Annotated in this window: 16 protein-coding genes; 11 read left to right on the forward strand and 5 right to left on the reverse strand. The window is 56.1% G+C overall.

Annotated features, from left to right (window positions below; translation table 11 throughout):
- Nucleotides 1–7 precede the first annotated feature (7 nt).
- The 4 genes from pth2 (at nucleotide 8) to pyrG (ending at nucleotide 3343) form a co-directional block, all read left to right on the forward strand.
- Entirely contained in the window at nucleotides 8–352 is a 345-nt protein-coding gene (gene pth2, locus QFX31_RS00340) for a peptidyl-tRNA hydrolase Pth2 (protein ID WP_348530170.1), read from the forward strand.
- Nucleotides 353–693: 341 nt separating this feature from the next.
- On the forward strand, nucleotides 694–882 hold the full coding sequence (locus QFX31_RS00345) for a methytransferase partner Trm112 (RefSeq protein WP_348530171.1): 189 nt from the start codon (nucleotides 694–696) through the stop codon (nucleotides 880–882).
- A gap of 46 nt (nucleotides 883–928) precedes the next feature.
- Nucleotides 929–1678 (forward strand): hypothetical protein, encoded by a 750-nt coding sequence (locus QFX31_RS00350; RefSeq protein WP_348530172.1) that lies wholly within the window; start codon nucleotides 929–931, stop codon nucleotides 1676–1678.
- Between the two features lie 21 nt (nucleotides 1679–1699).
- Nucleotides 1700–3343 (forward strand): CTP synthase (glutamine hydrolyzing), encoded by a 1644-nt coding sequence (gene pyrG, locus QFX31_RS00355; RefSeq protein WP_348530173.1) that lies wholly within the window; start codon nucleotides 1700–1702, stop codon nucleotides 3341–3343.
- 217 nt (nucleotides 3344–3560) lie between these two features.
- Here pyrG and QFX31_RS00360 read toward each other — a convergent pair whose 3' ends face one another.
- Both QFX31_RS00360 and QFX31_RS00365 read right to left on the reverse strand, forming a co-directional pair.
- Nucleotides 3561–5099 carry a tRNA uridine(34) 5-carboxymethylaminomethyl modification radical SAM/GNAT enzyme Elp3 gene (locus QFX31_RS00360; protein ID WP_348530174.1) on the reverse strand — a complete coding sequence of 513 codons (1539 nt, stop codon included), beginning with the start codon at nucleotides 5097–5099 and terminating at the stop codon, nucleotides 3561–3563.
- A 9-nt stretch (nucleotides 5100–5108) separates the two neighbouring features.
- The gene (locus QFX31_RS00365; protein WP_348530175.1) at nucleotides 5109–5618 is read right to left on the reverse strand and encodes a nitroreductase family protein; all 510 of its coding nucleotides are present in this window, start codon (nucleotides 5616–5618) and stop codon (nucleotides 5109–5111) included.
- Between the two features lie 266 nt (nucleotides 5619–5884).
- On the opposite strand from QFX31_RS00365, the gene QFX31_RS00370 reads away from it, so the two are divergent.
- The 7 genes from QFX31_RS00370 (at nucleotide 5885) to QFX31_RS00400 (ending at nucleotide 12489) form a co-directional block, all read left to right on the forward strand.
- Nucleotides 5885–6775 (forward strand): protein translocase subunit SecF, encoded by an 891-nt coding sequence (locus tag QFX31_RS00370; RefSeq protein ID WP_348530176.1) that lies wholly within the window; start codon nucleotides 5885–5887, stop codon nucleotides 6773–6775.
- Nucleotides 6772–8448 (forward strand): preprotein translocase subunit SecD, encoded by a 1677-nt coding sequence (locus QFX31_RS00375; RefSeq protein ID WP_348530177.1) that lies wholly within the window; start codon nucleotides 6772–6774, stop codon nucleotides 8446–8448. Before QFX31_RS00370 ends, QFX31_RS00375 begins: the two co-directional genes overlap by 4 nt.
- Before the next feature lie 167 nt (nucleotides 8449–8615).
- Nucleotides 8616–9578: a radical SAM protein gene (locus QFX31_RS00380; protein WP_348530178.1), complete on the forward strand. Its 963-nt coding sequence runs from the start codon at nucleotides 8616–8618 to the stop codon at nucleotides 9576–9578.
- A 218-nt stretch (nucleotides 9579–9796) separates the two neighbouring features.
- A complete protein-coding gene (locus tag QFX31_RS00385; protein WP_348530179.1) occupies nucleotides 9797–10528 on the forward strand; it encodes a DUF166 domain-containing protein in 732 nt (243 codons plus the stop codon).
- Nucleotides 10515–11345, forward strand: a complete 831-nt coding sequence (locus QFX31_RS00390) for a fumarate hydratase (protein WP_348530180.1) — start codon at nucleotides 10515–10517, stop codon at nucleotides 11343–11345. The genes QFX31_RS00385 and QFX31_RS00390 overlap by 14 nt, the downstream gene beginning before the upstream one ends.
- Nucleotides 11330–11860 carry a FumA C-terminus/TtdB family hydratase beta subunit gene (locus tag QFX31_RS00395; protein WP_348530181.1) on the forward strand — a complete coding sequence of 177 codons (531 nt, stop codon included), beginning with the start codon at nucleotides 11330–11332 and terminating at the stop codon, nucleotides 11858–11860. The genes QFX31_RS00390 and QFX31_RS00395 overlap by 16 nt, the downstream gene beginning before the upstream one ends.
- A 29-nt stretch (nucleotides 11861–11889) precedes the next feature.
- Entirely contained in the window at nucleotides 11890–12489 is a 600-nt protein-coding gene (locus tag QFX31_RS00400; protein ID WP_348530279.1) for a DUF434 domain-containing protein, read from the forward strand.
- Between the two features lie 111 nt (nucleotides 12490–12600).
- Here QFX31_RS00400 and QFX31_RS00405 read toward each other — a convergent pair whose 3' ends face one another.
- From QFX31_RS00405 to QFX31_RS00415, 3 genes are all read right to left on the reverse strand, one after another.
- Entirely contained in the window at nucleotides 12601–14676 is a 2076-nt protein-coding gene (locus QFX31_RS00405) for an acetate--CoA ligase family protein (RefSeq protein ID WP_348530182.1), read from the reverse strand.
- Nucleotides 14677–15201: 525 nt separating this feature from the next.
- Nucleotides 15202–15351, reverse strand: coding sequence for a hypothetical protein (locus QFX31_RS00410; protein ID WP_175265719.1), 150 nt, complete (start codon nucleotides 15349–15351; stop codon nucleotides 15202–15204).
- A gap of 101 nt (nucleotides 15352–15452) precedes the next feature.
- Complete coding sequence (locus tag QFX31_RS00415; RefSeq protein WP_348530183.1) at nucleotides 15453–15635, reverse strand: hypothetical protein; 183 nt, start codon at nucleotides 15633–15635, stop codon at nucleotides 15453–15455.
- Nucleotides 15636–15723 lie beyond the last annotated feature (88 nt).

Genomic DNA, 15723 nt, shown 5'->3' on the forward strand with positions numbered 1-15723 from the left:
GTTCAGCATGGCGCTCAAGCAGTGCATAGTTGTCAGGGATGATCTGAAGCTCTCCACAGGAAAGCTCGCGGTCCAGGTGGCGCACGCCTCGATAATGGCCATGGAGCTCGCAAGAAAGGAGATCGTAGAGCAGTGGAAGGAGGAGGGGATGAGGAAGATCGCTCTCAGAGGCAGAGATGAGGAGCACCTCTTCAGGCTGAAGTCAGAGGCAGAATCCCTGGGGATACCGGCCGCCATCGTCAGGGATGCAGGCCTCACAGAGATACCTCCCGGAACCGTGACAGCCCTTGGCCTCGGCCCGGCCCCGGATGAGCTAATGGACAGGGTGACCGGCAGGCTCAGCCTGCTCTGAGGGCCGGAGATGTTCAAAGAGAACAGCGGGCGCTGGGCTGGATGTGAACCACTCCAGCGCTCTGAAGAGCAGGGCTTTCAGCATCTTTATCCATGCTCATACCGGTGATCCGGCGGACCGGTAATCTTGGAGAAAGTGACTGAGTCTATTGCAATTGATCAAAGTTACCAGAGTTTGCCTATCCGACGATCCGACCGCATGAGCCTTCTCACATTTTCGCGGACAGCCTGCAGCTTTCCCCAGTGGTTCAGGTACCTTATGCAGATGTACTGAGCCATGTGCTGATCGAACTCACGAATGGAATCGGAAGTTTGATCTCCATGAGCATCTCCTGATTGCCTATGAGACGCGATCTCATGGAGATACTCGTATGCCCCGTTTGCAGGGGAGATCTCGAGCTCGAGGTCTTCGAGGAGAATGAGAGGGAGATACTTACAGGAAAACTCACGTGCAGATCCTGCGGCGAGGTGTATCCGATAGAAGAGGGAATACCGAACATGCTGCCGCCGGAGCTTCGCGAGAAGTGTTAATACACTAGAGAAATATTTATAAAATATGATTGCATCTTTATCCTGGATGGAGTACGTGATCAGGATAAACGACAGCGCAGGAGAGGGCGATCCGGAACCGATATTCTTAAGGCTGCCTCCAGGCGGCAGCGACGAGATACGCCTCCGGGTCGTCAACCTCGGCGAGCCCACCAACCTGGCTGTTAAAACGGATCAGAGCATCACACGTTACGTAAAACCGGAGAAGATGAATCATTACATAGTGCTCGAGGAGACTATCCCGATATCGGTCAGGATGCCGGAGAGCGCCGAGACTGTGAGCGGAGATCTGCTGCTCATCACGGACATCACCACAAAAAGGATTCCGGTGAGACTGGAGGCTGAAGGGATGTACGGAGAGGACAGCGAGGATGCGGATGAGGATTTGAGCGAGAACTTGAGCCGTGATGATTACAGTGACGGATACGATTCTGAAGCCGGTCAACCTCGTTCATCATCAGAAGATCCACGTGATGATTACGGTGATGAAGATAACCGGAGTGATGCTGGTTACCACAAAAGCGATCGGTACTACCGCCACGACTCCTGGACCGGTGCTCGCGAGGGCGAGAGCATTGATAGATACGAGCCTCATCCCCTTTATGACATGTACACCGCGAATCTGATACCGGTCGCCCTGATCCTGGCAACAACCATCGTGCTCATGGTGCTTACCTTCCACACCAGAACTCTGCCGCTGTTCCCTGGAGCGCTCGCCACATCCATGATGATCGTCAGCCTTATCATCTATGGTACAGCTACAATGCTGAGATCTTAGCTCTGGATGAGAGTGATCTGTTTGAGGTACATCGTGGTCACCGGCGGGGTGATGAGCGGGCTCGGCAAGGGCATAACCGCAGCCTCGATAGGCAGGCTGCTGATGAACAAGGGATACAGGGTCACGGCCATAAAGATAGACCCATACATCAATATAGACGCAGGGCTCATGAGCCCGTTCCAGCATGGTGAGGTCTACGTGCTCAAGGACGGCGGCGAGGTGGACCTCGACCTCGGCAACTACGAGCGCTTTCTCGACATAGAGCTCACAAGAGATCACAATATCACAACCGGAAAGGTCTACAGCACGGTCATCGAGAAGGAGCGGCGCGGCGAGTATCTGGGAAAGACCGTCCAGATCATACCACACATAACAGATGAGATAAAGAGGAGAATACGCCAGGTATCGAGGACCGGAGGAAGCGAGATCTGTCTCATCGAGGTCGGCGGAACCGTTGGCGACATAGAGTCGATGCCGTTCCTGGAGGCGATGAGGCAGCTCAAATACGAGGAGTCTGGCAACATATTCTTCGTCCACGTGACGCTCGCGCCGATGACCTCTGATGGCGAGCAGAAGACGAAGCCGACGCAGCACAGCGTCAAGGAGATGCGCGAGCTCGGGCTTCAGCCGGACATGATAGTGGTGAGGTGCAAGAAGCCGCTGCTTCCTGAGACGAAGGCGAAGATCGCGCACTTCTGCGATGTCCCAATAGAGGCTGTGATCAGCGGGCATGATTCTGATGACATCTACAGGGTACCGCTCCAGCTCGAGGCCGAGGGTCTCACGAGGTACATAATGAAGGCCATGCGGCTGTTCCCGCTGGAGGAGCGGAGGGACTGGTACGATCTCGTCCAGAGAATGGATGCTGTCAGGGATAAGGTCAGCATGGCCCTTGTTGGAAAGTACACATCCGGATCGCAGTGCACGGATCCGATGAAGGATGCGTACCTCTCGATACGCGAGGCTCTGAAGCACGCGGGCATCGAGGCAGGGGCGATGCCGGAGATCTCCTGGATAGATGCCGAGGATCTCGAGAGGATCCAGCCTGAGAAGATGCTGAGGGACTTCGACGGCATACTGGTTCCGGGAGGATTCGGAGTTCGCGGCACAGAGGGCAAGATGAACGCCATAAGGTACGCCAGGGAAAACGGGATACCGTACCTGGGGATATGCTTCGGAATGCAGCTCGCAGTCATAGAGTTCGCCCGGAACGTCTGCGGTCTCGAGGGCGCTTCGAGCACCGAGTTCGGCGATACGCCGCATCCCGTCATCGCGCTGCTCCCAGAGCAGGAGAAGGTCAGGCAGATGGGGGCGACGATGCGGCTGGGCAACTATCCAGCGCATCTCCTCGAGGGCACCCTCGCCCACAGGATCTACGGCACCACGGAGATCGTGGAGCGGCACAGGCACAGGTATGAGGTGAATCCAGCATACATAGAGATACTCGAGAAGAACGGGCTTCTATTCTCCGGAAGGAACGGGGATCTGATGGAGATCATGGAGATCCCGGGACATCCGTTCTTCTTCGCATGCCAGTTCCACCCTGAGATGAGGTCGAGACCGGGCAGGCCATCGCCTCCGTTCCTGGCGTTCGTCGAGGCGATGAAGGCGCAGCGGCTCAGGAAAACAACCGGATCGACGTGCACGCTCGAACTGACCTCATAGAAAACGCTCATGACGCAGGGTCAGATATGTGGATGATCCGGTGCCATTTTCGTAAGCGTTACCTTCGGGTGACTTTTTTCCAGACATTGAAGGAGGGCTTTCTGCACTTCGATCACCCTCGACTACATCGAGCGGCTTCGACCATGTCGGAGCACGTCGAAGCCCTTGACTCCGTCGAGGGCTTCATAGATCTGGCAGTCCAGCACGCCTGAGCCTATCAGAGACTCTTCTCCATGTACGGCGCGTTCAGCTTGTAGCCCAGAGAGGCGTAGTAGCCCCTGACGCCTATGCCGCTCGTGACCGAGATCCTGTCGTAGCCCTGATCCCTTGCAAGCTCCTCAGCGATCTCGACAAGCCTCGCGCCGATACCGCGGTGCTGCCATCCGCCCCTCCTGCCGAGGGGCACGAGCGGGCCGTAGACATGCAGCTCCCTGATCCTGGCCTCAGCACCCAGCCTCAGCCTCAGGAATCCGACGAGTGTGTCGTCCACGGTATCAAACGATATGAAGTGCTCCCTCGCTCCGCATGCATCATAGCTCTCGATGTTCAATGTGATATCCCCCTCGGATATCCCGCGAAGCCCGGCCTCTCTGCACCTTATGCACCTGCATCTCAATCCGCGATCCTCGAGCCTCTTCCTTGCGAGCTGCCTGAGGTTGCTCTTCCTGACACCAGCAGCTATGAGGTGCGCAGGTATGTCCCTCTGCACGCGCTGGAGCCGCGTGTACCTTGGGAGGAGCTCCTTGATTCGTGAGATCAGCTCAGCTGCCTCATCATCGGAAAGCGGCTCGTAATCGCCACGCAGCCACATCCTGTGGAGCTCGGTCCCCTCGATAACAAGCGTTGGGTATATCTTGAGGTAATCCGGCCGGTAATCGCTGCTCTCGAAAAGCTCCCTGAACATCCTGAGATCCATCTCAGGGCTTGATCCCGGAAGTCCGGGCATCATGTGGAACCCGACCTTCAGGCCAGCCTCTCGCAGCAACCGGTTTGCCATGATGGTATCCTTCACAGAGTGACCTCTCCTGATCGCGCTGAGAACATCATCGTAGATGCTCTGCACCCCGAGCTCGACCTTTGTCCCGCCGAGGAGAAGCATGTTTTTAATGTGATCGCTCCGGCACCAGTCAGGCCTGGTCTCGAAGGTTATGCCGACGTTCCTCACGGATGCGCTGCTGTTCGCATCAGCAACCTCCCTGAAGGACCTCCAGCGTGCGCTGATCACCGTATCAGGGTAATCGTTCATCGCCTCCAGGCATCTCTTCACAAACCAGCACTGGTAACCCAGCGGCCTGGATGTTATGGTCCCTCCCATGAGGATGAGCTCTGCCTTGTCCACGGGATGGCCTATCTCCGAGAGCTGTCTCAGCCTCGCAGCCACCTGAGCGTACGGATCGAAGCCGTGCTGCACCGCTCTGAGCGCTGCCGGCTCCCGCCCCGTGTAGCTCTGTGGGGAGCACCTCCCCTCAAGAACGCCCCCGGGGCAGGGGACGCAGATGCCATGCGGGCAGCGCGCAGGGCTCGTCATGACAGCGATCACAGCGACCCCTGAGAGGGTGCGGGTCGGCTTTTTAATCAGCAGCTTCAATCGCTCCCTCTCATCTTCCCTGGCGGCGGCGAGTATCTCCGGGTTGCCCGGTATCTCCGAGAGATTCAGACTGGCTGCAAGCGCCCTCTTCGCCTTTTCGAGATCCTCCTCGCTCCTTATCGCACCAGCTGCAATCGCCTCCACGATATCCCTGAGATCTCTGTACATCTGCCTCTATCATACCTCCCAGCGCGCATTTGGCGGCATCCTGCCAGGAGATGAGGGTGATTCTGCGGGCCAGCCGAGGGAGATTATGGCGACAGGCACCACACCCTCCTCGATGCTCAGGATATCCCTCACCATCCCATCATCGAACGCGCCGTTCCAGCAGGCACCCAGGCCCATTGCATGCGCTGCAAGCAGCATGCACATCACAGCAGCATCAGCATCCTGGATCGCATAGAGGCTGCCCCTGTCGCCATAACGCCTGCTGGATCTCCTCACATCAGCACAGACGACGATGTCCACAGGCGCGGAGGATATGTGGCTCTGGCCGTATGCTGCCAGGGCGAGCGCCTTCCTGAGATCCTGGCGCATCACAACCACGTACCTCCTGGACTGAAGGTTGCCTGCAGATGGCGCCAGCTCAGCCGCCTGGAGCAGCCTCTCCACGATCTCCCGGGATACAGGTTTCTCCTGGTATGCCCTGATCGATCTCCTTCCTTCAAGCGCATCGAACAAGTCCATGAATCCATGTTTAACAATCAGTTAATTTAGATTTGCTCTCTCACCAGTGTGTGACAAGATTACAGAACCCACAGCACTTCGCACGAGATCGGTCGATGTGATGCCGATGGATGCTGCTGGGAGTTATCCTTCACAGTTCGAGCCCCAGCGAAAGCCCGCGATCTGGACCTTCAAATATCTATCATTTATTCACATGCGATCCTCACGCCGCATGGCACAAAAATCGTAAATATATTGAGCGTGGTTCAGCCAGAAAGGAGGCTTGTATGGATTTAGAGGAGTTCATCAGGAAGATAGACAGGCGGCAGATGGTCGTAGTTCCAGCTGCCGTATTGGCTTTATCTATCATTATTCTGGCCGCCACGTATTTCACCACAGGATCACCGGTCAGAATGGGGATCGAGTTCACAGGTGGCACGCTCATAACAGTGCCCGCTGACGAGCCTGAGTCGCAGGTCCTGAGCAAGCTTGAGGGTTATGATATCTCCGAGCTGAGGAGGGTTGGAAGCAGGTACTACATCCAGCTCCCTCCGATGGGGTCTGAGGACTACAAGAGCCTTGCGCGGACGGTGAATGAGCAGTTCCCTGATGCTGAGATCAGATACATAGGGCCTGTGTACAGCAAGCAGCTCCAGAGCGATGCTCCGAGGTACCTTCTGATGTCCTTCATTCTCATGGCTCTGGTGGTCTTTTTCGTGTTCAGGCAGCCGGTCGTCTCCGGTATCGTCGTGCTCTGCGCCCTTGCGGACATAGTAATAGCTGCAGGGATGATGACCGCTGTGGGCGTTAAGCTCTCCCTTGGCACGGTCGCAGCCCTTCTGATGCTCATAGGCTACTCTGTGGATACAGACATACTGCTAACTGTGAGGGTTCTCAGGAGAAAGGGTCCCTTAAATGAGAAGGTGCTCGGGGCGATGAGGACAGGGCTGATAATGACATCCACAACCCTGTCTGCGGTAATCGTGCTGATCCTAGTATCGAGCATAATATATCTGGTATCCCCCACCTTCACAAAGATCGATGTGATCTCCGACATATCCGTGGTGCTCTTCTTCGGCCTCCTTGCGGATATGATGAACACCTGGATAACAAACGTCCAGGCCTTGCGGTGGTACGTACAGCGGAATCCAAAGCTGGCCAGGGGTGGTAAGAGATGAGCCTCGCAGGCAGCATTTCGAAAGATCCTAGAGTTGTCATTTACATCGCAGCTGTAGCTCTCGCTCTGATCTTCATACTCACTCCGATACCCGGATATCTGGGCATGAACTCAGGCCTCAAGTACGGCCTGGATCTGGAGGGCGGCTCGTGGCTCCAGCTGGAGCTGGAGGGGGCGATCGTCCAGCTCGACGTCGATCCAGTTAAGATCCTGGAGAGGGAGTTCCAGGGCGTCTGGGTCGTGGAGGATGTCTCGAGGAGAGGCGACAGTTACGTAATAACGATAGACGGGAAGGTTCCGGAGACTCTGCCTGATGATCTCGGCTATCCCGGATCAAAGGTGCTGGTGAGGGACAACACGACCAGAATCACTGTGCCTGCATCCCCTGAAGGCGTTGTTGTGAACTACCTCAAAACACGTCTCGACTCAGATGTGAGAATCGTCGGGCTTGAGCCGGTTCGATACGAGATAAGGTCGAATGTGACAAGAGAGCAGCTCGACTCGATTCTATCCGAGGTCAGCGGCAGGGTTGCTCCCGGAGAGGAGGCGTTCATCAGCGGCCTCACGCCCGAGACGGTCGATGAGACCAAGGAGGTTCTGGACAAGAAGCTCAACCGCCTCGGGCTCAAGGATATAAAAGTTAGAGTCGTCGATAACAGGTTCATAACAATAGATCTCGCAGGCGTCAATGTCTCAACCGCGGAAGAGGTCGTCGGCAAGCCGGGAAAGTTCGAGATCAGAATCCAGGTGGGTCCGAACGAGACCAGGCATGTTGTGTATGGAGATGCTGTCCAGTCCGTGGAGCTTCCCAGGGGAGACCAGAGCGGTATGTGGGGTGTGCCCTTCACGCTCTCAGAGGAGGGTGCTCTCACATTCCAGCGTATAGCCAAAGAGGTCGGAGCCACCAGGAATCCGAAGGCGCACGAGGTCTCCATGTACCTGGACAAGGATGAGATCTTCAGCGCTCCTCTTGCTCCTGAGCTCGCATCCGCTCTCGATAAAGCGCCCATGAGAAGCCTGGTCGCAGAGGTCGGCGCAGGCGACGCAGGATCGAGGAAGGCCAAGGAGCTGTACATTCACCTCAGGGAGGGCGCGCTGCCCGTGAACGTCAAGATCATAGGCTCCGGGCAGGTTGATGCTGCTCTGGGATCTCAGTTCAAGTTCCAGGTGGCCCTCGCTGGGATCCTCGCGATACTTGCCGTGGGTCTTCTGGTCTTCTACAGATACAGAGAGAGGAGGATAGTGCTGCCTATCGTATGCACATCATTCAGCGAGGTCATCCTCATGCTCGGCGTATGGTCGGCAGCCGGCTGGCAGCTCGATCTCGCGAGCATCGCCGGAATAATAATGGTGATAGGCACAGGCGTGGATCACCTCTTCATAATAACAGATGAGCTCCTGCATGGAGAGAGGGTCACAGAGAGGAACGAGCAGGAGGCGAAGGGTGTTCTGCTCACAGGCAAGATATACCTCGCCAGGCTCTCCAGGGCGTTCTACATCATCCTGGGAGCGGCTGCGACCACCATCGCCGCGATGATTCCTCTGCTCTGGATGGGGTTCGGCGCGCTCATGGGCTTCGCCCTGATCACCATAATCGGTGTTCTGATCGGCGTGGGCATCGCAAGGCCTGCGTACGGCAGGATAATCGGCTACATCCTGGGAGAGGTCGCGTAGACAGGCGGCGCAACCCTCTTTCTATTTTTCTTTCAGCTGTGTCTTCTTTGCGATCTGGCTTTAATGGAGAGGCGAAACAAGCAAGATGAAGGTTCAGGCATCAGCTGTGCTCTCTGGGTCGATAGACCTTCTGGCCTTCCTGATGCTCTCGACTGAATGTGATTCGCATGAGAAAGATCGATCCGAAGCTGATGATGAGAGCAGTGTGGCAGCTGCGTGTGAGGCGCAGGCCATTTGTTCTCTCCCACACCGTGAATACAGCCTGCAACCTCAGATGCAGCTTCTGCCCTCACTGGCGCAGGCGCGGCCGCGAGATGAGTCTGGAAGAGATCATGGAGATGCTAGATGAAGCAGCGCGATTCGGCATAGGAGCATACAATGCGTGGGCTACTGAGCCTCTGCTGCGTGATGACATCGACGAGATCCTGAGGCACGCGAGATCCCTGGGAATGGTGACGTCACTGGTGACGAACGGCATTCTGCTGAGCGAGAGGATGAACGATCTGGAGAGCCTCAACTATCTTACAGTCTCTGTGGACGGGATCGAGAGTCTGAGGGAGATAAGGGGCATCGGTCTCAACGAGATCTTGGATGGCATCGTGGAGGCCAGGAGGAGGGGCATCGAGGTCCTGATGAACTGCGTGATCAGCGATAAAAACCTCGGAGAGCTTGCGCCTCTTGTGAAGCTGGCTGAGAAGATCGATGCATGGATCTCGTTCGAGCCGCTCCACGAGTTTGATGAAGCAGAGTGCGATGATCTGAGAATCAGAGATCGGGAGCGCTACAGATCAGCGATCGGGGAGCTGATCGATCTGAAATCAAGAGGCTCCCCGATCATAAACTCAATCACGTACCTCAGGATGATACAGCAGAGAGCGCCGGAGTTCAGATGCCATGCATCTGATCTTATACTCCATGTATCAGCGGACGGAATTGTTTATGCATGCCGCGTCCACGACGAGCCTTTGGGCCATGTATCCAGTGGCATATCGAACGTCTGGCGCGAGTCTCGCGAGATGCGGAGGAGGATATCGGAAGGGTGCAGGGGATGCCTTTTCTTCGGCTACGTCGAGAACAGCCTGCTCTACGATATGGTCCCTGAGGTCGTGATGCACTACGAGTGGATGTAGGGCGCCGGCGCAACATGCTTGTTTTTCCAATAGCTACAGGAGTTTTGTTACAGAAGTGCTGTCAAGCCGCAAAGCTGTTACATGCAGTCTGCGTGTGGGGTGATTAGCCGAGAGCAACTCTGGATTTACCGCCCCTGAGCATTACTGGATGGCTTTCATCTAGACTGGCCCTAGCCCTTCCCAGAAGATCTCTTATAACCGGTGATGAATCTCAGTTCATGCGTGTTGGAGTGATCACCAGAGGCAAGTACGGAGAGCGGCTCATAGACACTATACTGACGCACACAGACTTCGATGTGGTGCATGCATCTGTGCCTGAGCTGCTGCCTGGATTCATAGAGGACCCGGATGAGTTCCTCAGGAGCATTGACCTGAACGAGGATGTCTTCAGCGCGGATCTGATCATAATGTACACACTGCATCCGGATCTGACGCCAGCGATTGCGAGAATGGCCGGTGAGCGCGGGGTGAAGGCGCTTCTGATTCCCGGAGGCATCGGAAGGGCTGGCTCGGTAGAGGAGCTGCGCAGCATCTCTGAGAGGTACAACATCTACATAGAGGTGGATGAGATCTGCTGCACCCTCGAGAAGGTCGGGGTGGACGCTGTGGACGAGTTCGCAGAGCGCCTCGGAAGACCGGAGCTGAGGGTCGAGCTGAACAGCGGCAGGATCAGCAGCGTGGATGTGATTCGGGGATCTCCATGCGGCAGCACATGGCATGTCGCCCGCGAGCTCATCGGAAAGAGCGCCGCTGAGGCGCCATCTCTCGCAGGCCTGGCATGCCAGCAGTACCCATGCAGGGCTGTGCGCGGCACACCTGGCGGTATCCACACATCCGGGGATCTGCACAAGAGCGCTATGGAGCGAGCTTTGGGATTGAGATCAGAGCTCACCCTTCCAAAACAGTCAAAGCCGATCAGGATAAGGGGTGGCGTTGTTGAGACGTCCTGATGTCGTGGAGGCGACCGAAGCTGTTGTATCCAAAGCGCAGGTCTCCCTGCCCAGGTGGGTCGTTCGCTCAATAGAAAGTGCCCTTCGCAGGGAGAGAAGCGAGATAGCGAGGTACCATCTGGAGGCGATACTGAACAACATACGAATCGCGGAATCTGATGCACGCCCGATGTGCCAGGACACAGGCCTTCCCGTCTTTCACGTGGAGATCGGAAAGGGGTGTTCACTGGACTTCGATCTCCGGGAGGCGATCGCTGAGGGTGTGAGGAGAGCAACGAGAAAGGGCATGCTGAGACCGAATGTGGTGGATCCTCTGAGCAGGTCGAACACAGGAGATAACACAGGCCCTGGCATGCCGTATCTCATTGTGGACCGCGTCACAGGGGATTCGCTCAGGATAACTGCGTTCCCCAAGGGGGCCGGCTCTGAGAACATGAGCTTTCTGGGAATGCTGAATCCAGCGGACGATCCGTTTGAGTACATTTTGGACAACCTCGCGGAGAGGGTATCGAATGCATGCCCACCGGTGTTCGTCGGAGTGGGGATCGGCGGGACGTTCGACCAGGCCGCGGCTCTCGCGAAGCGCGCTGTCATGTGTCTTCCAGGAGAAAGCGAGGAGGAGCTGCTGCTTCTCGAGAGAATCAACTATCTCGGGATAGGTCCGATGGGCCTTGGCGGGGACACCACAGCTCTGGGCGTCAAAATAGAGAAGGCGTTCTGCCACACAGCATCACTGCCTGTGGCTGTCAACCTCCAGTGCTGGGCGAACAGAAGGGCAACTGTCACTCTTACGGAGGAAGGATGGAGCATAGAGTGAGATCGCCCCTCTCGGAGAGGGATGTATCAAAGCTCTCGGCCGGAGACATCGTGTGGCTGAGCGGTACCATCTATACAGCGAGAGATAAGGCACACCAGAGGCTTCAGGAAGTGGATTTCGACCTTAAGGGCGGGGTGATATACCACTGCGGACCGCTCATAAGAGACAAGGCTGTTGTATCCGCAGGTCCGACGAGCAGCGTGCGGCTGGCGCGCTACCTTCCACAGGTTCTGGATCTGGGGGTGAGATGCATCATAGGAAAGGGCGGGATGCCCGGAGCTGCGGAGCTTCTGAGAGGGAGGGCTGTCTACCTCGCCTACCCGGGAGGATGCGGTGCTGCAGCCGCGAGATCCCTGAGCGTCCGCGATGTCTGTCTCCCAGAGCTCGGAATGGCAGAGGCTGTCTGGAGGCTCGAGGCCACAGACCTCGGCCCGATGGTCGTGGCGATGGACTCCCACGGAAGGGATCTGTACGGAGAGGTGAGAGAATACGCAAGGAGGCACCTGAAACGCTGAGGGCCGCTGCATCGGATCTGAGGTACCTCCTGAACAGAGGCTACCCGCCAGGCCCTGCGGTGAGGTTCGTGGCCGATCACTATTACATCGATAAGGATTACAGAAACATCCTCTCCAGGGCTGTGCTATCAGACGATGTTGCACAAACAAGGAGACAGAAGGCGATCGGCCTCGAGGATCTCAGAGGGGGAGAGCTGCACATCGATGGGTACAATGTGCTGATCACCATCGAGAGCGTCATCACCGGTGAGGATATCTTTCTCTGTGACGATGGATTCATCAGAGATATGCGCTGTCTGTTCAGGAAATACCGGCGATCCGAGGCCACGGATGAGGCGGTTCAGCTCATGATCAATGTGATATCAGGAGCCAGGCCGTCCGGGATCCTCCTGCTCCTGGACAAGCAGATAAGCAGGTCTGGTGAGCTCGCATCTGATATATGCGAGGCGTTCTCAGCAGCGGGGGTTCCTGGCACCGCGAGAACAGCAAGGGATGTGGACAGGGCTCTTAAGAATTCCTCCGCGGTTGTGGCCACAAGCGATGGCATCATCATAGATCACGTCTCCAGCGCGCTGGACATCCCTGCGCTGATAGCAAGGAGGATGATGGTGGAGCCGATCAGGATATGAGAGCTCCAGCTCTCACACGCTCTCGTCAGCACTCCGCGGCCTGAGGACCTGAGCTTCCTATGCCGCTACCCCAGGAGGATCTATGCGAACCAGTAGACGCCGCCACCCATCTCATCCGCGCTCTTTCCTGTACATCCACATCGCACCGAGGACCTCCGCGGCCTGCTCCGGTGTGGAGTATACAGGAATGCCGGCGCGCTCCATTTTTATCGTGTCGTCGATCACGAACTCCTTGGATGCAACGACCGCCAGTATGGGCCTTCCTCTGTAGTCGATGGATCTGAGCGTATCGATGTATGCTCCAAGCATCTCTGTCTGTATGACCACTATAAAGCTGCCAACGTCCTCGCTCCTCACAGCGATCTCTATTGTCCTCCTGACCTGCTCAGGTGTCTGGTCGAATGTGAAGTCAACGGGATTCATGCCTGAGACATATCTGGGCAGCACCCTGCGCAGCTCGTCCTTCAGCTCAGGGGAGAGCTCGGCCAGACGCATGCCGTTCATGGATATGGCATCCGCCGCCGCAACGCCCAGGGAGCCGGCGTAGGAGATCACGAACACTCCGTCGTTCACGGGCAGGGGCTGCTTCGAGAAGGCCCTGGCGAGCGCGAACATGTGGTCGTTGTCTCTCGCCCGAATGAGCCCGGCCTGCCTGAAGACCGCGCTGTATATCAGGTCGTTTCCTGCAAGTGATGCTGTGTGTGAGGAGACCGCCCTCTTTCCGGCCTCGGTCCTGCCGGTCTTAAGAACCACAACCGGCTTCCGCCTCGAGACCTCCCTCGCGACATCTATGAACCGCCTGCCTCCCTTGACGTCCTCCAGGTACATGCATACAACCTTTATGTTATCATCCATGCCGATGGCCTCGAGCATGTCGGTCTCATTGAGGTCAAGCTTGTTCCCTATCGTCGCGATAATCCCGAAGTCCAGAACCCTCCTCAGACCCCAGAGGTAGCCTGCAGCATAAACTCCAGCCTGGGCTATGAGCCCCACGTTCCCACGGTTGAGCTCCTCGACGACCCCTATCGATTCAACCACGCCGCAGTTTGTGTTTATGATCCCGGAGCAGTTTGGTCCAAGAAGCCTGCATCCGTGCCTCCGCACTATGGACAGAATCTCCCTCTCTATCCTCCTGCCCTCCTCGCCGAGCTCAGCGAACCCAGCGGACTCAACAACGATATACCTCACCCCTGCTGCGCAGCAGTCCTGCACAACCTGCGGTGTCATGCCCGCTGGTACAAGCACTATCGCGACATCCACAGGCTCCGGCACGTCCTTTATGCTCGGATACGCCCTTACGCCCTGCACCTCTGAGGCATTTGGATTTACAGGATAGAGCCTGCCTTTATAACCATGAGTGAGCAGGTTGTAAAAGACGTTCCATCCCAGCTTCCCCTTTGTGTTTGAAGCGCCGATCACAGCTATGCTCTGCGGGTAAAACAGACCACTCATATCACCAGCGCTCTGAGAACGAGTCGTATCTGGGGCTGATGCTGGGGAGGAGCTATCAAGTATGATCCTGGCATCAGCTACCGTGTATCCCCGGGGATAGACGAAGACCGGGTTGAGGTCCATCTCCTTTATGATCTGATTCCTCTCTACGAGATCCGATACACTGAGGAGAATGCTCTTGATCGCATCGATATCTCCTGAGATGCCGCGGTATCCTCTGAGCAGCGGGTAGCCTCTGATCTCCCGGATCATCGACTCTGCGTCATCCTCAGAGATGGGTATCGATCTGAAGCTCACGTCCCTGAGCACCTCCACGAAGACGCCTCCGAGCCCGAACATGATCACCGGCCCAAATGTTGGATCTCTCGTAACCCCAACGATGACCTCTATCCCAGGCTTGGCCATACTCTGAACCGAGACGCCGATCATCCCCCTCTCCCGGAAGATCTCTTCCATCTCCTTGTATGCAGATCTCACAGCATCAGCATCCTGGAGATTCAGTTTGACCCCACCAGCATCTGATTTGTGTATCACATCCCTGGAGAGAACCTTGAGAACAACAGGATAGCCGAGATGGTTCGCGATTCTCACAGCATCATCGGCGCTAGATGCGAGATGGGCGCCGGTTGTCTCCAGCCCAGCGTCCATGAGAATGTGCTTGCTCTCGTGCTCCATCAGATATGTCCTTCCCTCTCCAAGCGCCTGTGCAGCTATTTCCTCGAAGTTACCGGTCATTTTTAAGCACCCCTGCCATTGAGTTGATGGTCGCGCCCTGCTGGGTATTGAGCGATATGTCAACCATCTGGCGAGCATCTTTCATGAAGAAATACATTTTGTGTCAAGATGTGACAGACTGTGCAAAAGATCGTGTTCAGATACCCGGAGGATCAAAATCGATGGCTTCAGCATGTTCCGATGGCCCGCACAGATGAACTCACCGGCCCAGTTTGTGGAGAAAGACGATGGAATCGAGATCTTTAGATGGTGGGATCCATAAAACCTCAGGAGATCGTGAAGCTGCGCCACTGAAATTACAGCATGCGGTCCTGTAGAATTCCGGAGAGGTTGGAACATCTGAATCCATGCTTCTGTATAAGGTTTTGTAGATATAAATATGCTTTGGCATGTACGGATCACAAGTTGTGGGAAGTTTCATTATGCACTGGCAAACTGCCTGCTCTGCGATTCGGAGCAGAACTTCACATGCAGCGCTTGTAATGCGGAGAGGGCTGTAAGGCTGAAGATCGGATTGCGCTCTGGTCAATCCACATGCGTTATGCAGGTCCAGTGATAGTAGCCGAACATCGGTGTGCCGGTGACCTCGTCGAACTCGTCGAGCTCACAGCCGCATATCTGGCATCTCTCCCCTTCAGGGACCTCAATCTCGGCATCGTTCCAGATCACTATCACATCTGGAATATGTGATCTGTGAGGATATATCGTTTGCTCCTCGATCCTAATAACATCACGGGTTGCGACTGCTGTGGTGAGACAGACTGCTCAGATAGCGCTCAGATAGGGTTCGCGTCCGTTGTTATGGTGGTGTTGGTTGATAAATCAGCAAGTCCGGGTCTATCTCCGTTGGGCACGAGCATGTATGTCGCATTGCCTGTAACCACGACCACAAATCCATCCGCAGGAGTCGCGTCGAATCCATGGGTGACAAGAAGAAATGCAAGATCCAGAGATGTCATGAGGGGATCATCATATGAGCTCAGCAATCCCATCAGCCCAGAATCCATGCAAACCGCTGGGGTCAGCAAGACCAGCAGAGCACAAACA

Origin of the sequence: Methanothrix sp., from assembly GCF_030055635.1 — an archaeon.
Lineage (GTDB): Archaea > Halobacteriota > Methanosarcinia > Methanotrichales > Methanotrichaceae > Methanothrix_B.